The sequence below is a fragment of the Rhodoblastus sp. genome, assembly GCF_041915505.1.
GTDB lineage: Bacteria > Pseudomonadota > Alphaproteobacteria > Rhizobiales > Beijerinckiaceae > Rhodoblastus.
Genome location: NZ_JAYSBG010000317.1, coordinates 1 through 4,098, shown reverse-complemented (window position 1 = coordinate 4,098; position 4,098 = coordinate 1). Strand labels below are relative to the sequence as shown.

Annotated in this window: 2 protein-coding genes; both read right to left on the bottom strand. The window is 64.4% G+C overall.

What is annotated here, in order from left to right:
- Positions 1 to 899, bottom strand: an 899-nt coding sequence (locus tag ACE3S9_RS16030; RefSeq protein ID WP_374547479.1) for an efflux RND transporter periplasmic adaptor subunit, incomplete at its 3' end; no start/stop codon positions are given.
- Positions 896 to 4,093: an efflux RND transporter permease subunit gene (locus ACE3S9_RS16025; RefSeq protein WP_374547480.1), complete on the bottom strand. Its 3,198-nt coding sequence runs from the start codon at positions 4,091 to 4,093 to the stop codon at positions 896 to 898. The genes ACE3S9_RS16025 and ACE3S9_RS16030, both read right to left, overlap by 4 nt.
- Between the last annotated feature and the right edge of the window lie 5 nt (positions 4,094 to 4,098).

Below are 4,098 nucleotides of genomic sequence, written 5' to 3'. Positions count from 1 at the left end.
ACGGCGACCTCGACGCCCGGCGCCAGCCCGAAGGCCTGATCCTGCGGCACATAAACCTGCACGCGGATCGTGTCCGTCTGCTGCAGGTTGAACATGAAGGTCGAGCCGCCCTGCACCAGCGAGCCGATATCAATGCCGCGCTGGGTGATGACGCCGTCGAACGGCGCGACTACGGTCAGATAGTCGCGCTGCTGTTTCAGCACGCGCAGCGCATTGTTCAGCGCCTCGTCATTGGCCTGGGCGGCCCCGAGCGCCGCCTTCTGGGCGTCCTCGGTCAGGCGGTCGATATCGCCCTGCTGGGCCGTCACCCAGCCCTGTTTGACCAGCGTCGCGCTGCGCGAATTGGTCGCCGCCGCCAGTTTGGCGTTGGCGTCGTTCTGCCGCACCGTGGCCTTGGCTTGCGCGATGGCGGATTCAGCCTGCGCGATCTGATGGTCGAGCTCCGGCGCGGTCAGCACCGCCAGCACCTGGCCGGTTTTGACATGGTCGCCGATATCGACATTGCGCTTTTCGACATAGCCATTGGCGCGGGCCAGAATATCCGCCGCCTCATAGGCGAGCGTCGTGCCCGGCAGCTTGATCGGGATCACCGGCGCGCCCGGCGTCACCGTCGCCACGCGCACGATCGGCGTCACATTGCGGAATTGCTCGTTGGCGGCTTCGGCCGCGGACCGCGCCGCGCGGCTCTGGTACAGGCCCCAGGCGAGGCCGGCGATCAGGACCGCCCCGACCGTGAGGCCGAAACTGCGGCGCTGGCCGGCATGGGTCCTGGCCTCTTTCGGGTCGATCTGGTCCGGCTCGGGCGGACGCCAGGTGCAGCCGAGTTCGCCATGTTTCTCATGCCCGCCCTGAGAGGGGGGCGCGCCGTCCTGCGGCGGATTTGTCCAGACTTCGTTCATACGAGTTCCGCCTCCGGGAAGACGCCATGTGCGGGCTTGCCGTCATTGCCGCGCCGCATGACCGCGAAAAGATAAGGCACGATAAGCAGGGTGGTCGGCGTGGCGAACAGCAGCCCGCCGATCACCGCGCGGGCGAGCACGGCGTTCTGTTCCTCGCCCGGGCCGCCGATGGCCATGGGCACCATGCCGACGATCATCGCCGCCGCCGTCATCAGCACCGGACGGATACGGGTGTGGCCGGCCTCGATCGCCGCCTCGAAGGACGAGGCGCCTTCGAGCTGGCGCTCGCGGGCGAAAGTGACCAGCAGGATCGAATTGGCCGAAGCCACGCCGACCGCCATGATCGCGCCCATCAGCGAGGGCACGTTGAGCGTGGAGCCGGTCACGAACAGCATGGTCAGAATGCCGCAGAAAGTCGCCGGCAGAGCGAGGATCACCACCAGCGGATCGCCGAAGTTCTGATAATTCACCACCATCAGGAAATAGACCAGCACGGCGGCGAAAAGCAGACCGATTCCGAGATTGCGGAAGGAATCCCGCATCGACTGGATCTGGCCCACCACTTCGATCCGGTTGCCCGGCTTCAGCTTGGGCGAAAGCTCCGCCACCACCTTGTCGATCTCGCGCGAGGCGGTCCCGAGATCGACGCCCTGCAGGCTGGCGTAGACTTCATAGACCGGCTGGATGTTGCTCTGGTTGGAATTGGTCGCGATGGCGCTGCGCGCCAGCGTGGCGACATTGGACAGCAGCCCCGGCACCGGCGCGCCATTCGCGCCATTGGCGTTCAGCGAGGCCGAAACCGGAATGTTCTTGAGATCGTCGAGCGAGGCGATCTTGCGCTCCGGGGCCTGTACCGCGAAGAAATAGGGGATGCCCGAGGTTGGGTCGGTCCAGAAATTGGGCGAGACCTGTTCCGACGAACTCAGCGCGATATTGAGATTATTGGCGACGGCGCTGGCGTTCAGCCCGAGTTGCTGCGCGCGGGCGCGGTCGATCGAGGCGAGCAGGGCGGGGGCGTCGGTTTCCTGCTGCAGATGGACGTCGGCGAAGCCGGGCGTGGCGGCGAGGCGGTCGCGAATCTCCTTCACGACGGCGAGATTATTGGCGCGGTCATAGCCGACCGTGCGGATGTCGATCTGCGCCGGCAGGCCGAAATTCAGGATTTGCGTCACCATGTCGGCCGGCTGCAAATAGAACAAAGCCTGCGGGAAATCCTTGTGCAAGGCGAGGCGCAACTTGTCGATATAAGCCTGAGTGGGGGCGTGGCCTTCCTTCAGCGCGATGATGATGACGCCGTCGTTGACGCCGATGGTCGAACCGTCGGTGAAGGCGAGATTATAGGAGCGCGCCGGCAGGCCGATATTGTCGACGATGCGCTCGCGGTCGCGATCCGGAATGATCTCGCGGATCTTGTCCTCGACCTGCTGGAACAAGGCTTCGGTCGCCTCGATGCGGGTTGCGGCGGGCGCGCGGACGTGAAGCTGAATCTGGCCGCTGTCGATAATCGGGAAGAAATCGCGTCCGACCAAAGTGAACATCACGCCGGAGAGGCCGAGAATGGCGACAATGACGACGGGGATGACGACCTTGTGAGCGAGCAGCGATTGCAGCAGCTCGACATAATTGGCGCGCATCGTCTCGAAGCCGGTCTCGAAGGCGTGGCTGATGCGGCCGAAGAAGCCCTTCGGCGCCTCGCCGTCATGATCGTGCTTCTCATGACGCAGCAGCAGGCCGATCATGATCGGCGTCAGCGTGCGCGACAAAGCGTAGGACGCCAGCATGGCGAACACCACCGCGAGGCCGAGCGGCGTGAACAGATATTTGGCCGGGCCGTCGAGAAACACCACCGAGGTGAACACGCAGCAGATCGCGATGGTCGACACCAAAGTCGGCACGGCGATGCCCGCCGCGCCATGCAGCGTGGCATAGGGCAGCGGTCGTTTCTCCTCGGTCAGCAGGCGATGGGTGTTCTCGATGGTGACGGTGGAATCGTCGACCAGAATGCCGACCGCGAGCGCGAGGCCGCCCAGCGTCATGGTGTTGAGCGTATGGCCGAGCGCCGAAAGCACCACCAGCGAGGACAGGATCGACAGCGGGATCGAGACCATCACGACCAGAGTCGAGCGCCACGAGCGCAAGAACAAAAGGATCATCAGCGCGGTGAGCGCGCCGGCGATCAGGCCTTCGCGCACCACGCCCTCGACCGCGTCGCGCACATAGACCGACTGGTCGAGCAATTCGCCGATCTTGAGGCCGGGCGGGGCGGCGGCGCGCAAGGTCTTGAGCGCCTCGCGCACGCCGTTCACCACCGCCAGCGTCGAGGCGTTGCCGTTCTTGATGATGGAGAGCAGGACGGAGCGCTTGCCGTCCTCGCGCACCACGTTCTGCTGCACCAGCCAGCCATCGTGGACCTGGCCGACATCGCGCATGAAGACCATGGCGCCGTTGACGCTCTTGATCGGAATGTCGTTCAACTCGGCGATGCTGCCCGGCATGGCGTTGCTGCGCACCACATATTGCGTGTCGCCGAGTTTTGCGGTGCCCGATGGAAGCGTCAGGTTCTGGGCGTTGACGGCGGTGACGACATCCATCGGCGTCAGGCCGCGCGCGGACAGCTTTTCCGGATCGATGTCGACCATGATCTGGCGGTATTTGCCGCCGGAGGGCGTCGGCAGCGTGACGCCGGGCACTGGCGCGAGGCCCTGGCGCACGCGATAGATGCCGTAGTCATAAAGCTGCTGCTCGCTCATCGTGTCCGAGCTGAGACTGAGCTGGAGCACCGGCACGCTGGAGGCGTTGAACTGCACGACCACCGGCGACTGGATGCCGGGCGGCATCACGACGCGGATGAAATTGGTCGCGGCGATGATCTGCGAAATGGCGAGGTCGATGTTGACGTCGGGCTGGAAGTAGATTTTCTGGACCGAGAGCCCGTTGAGGCTCTGCGCCTCCATGCTCTTGATGCCGTTGACGTTGGAGCTGATGGCGTACTGGCTGTAGGTGCTGATGCGCTGTTCGACTTCAGGCGTGCTGAGTCCGGTATATTGCCAGATCACCGTCACGACGGGGATGCGGATTTCCGGGAAGATATCGGCCGGCATGGTCTTGATCGCGATGCCGCCGAGAAACAGAATCAGCGCCGCGAACACGTAGAATGTATGCGGAAAGCGCAAGGCGAAACGTACTAAGCCCATGAACC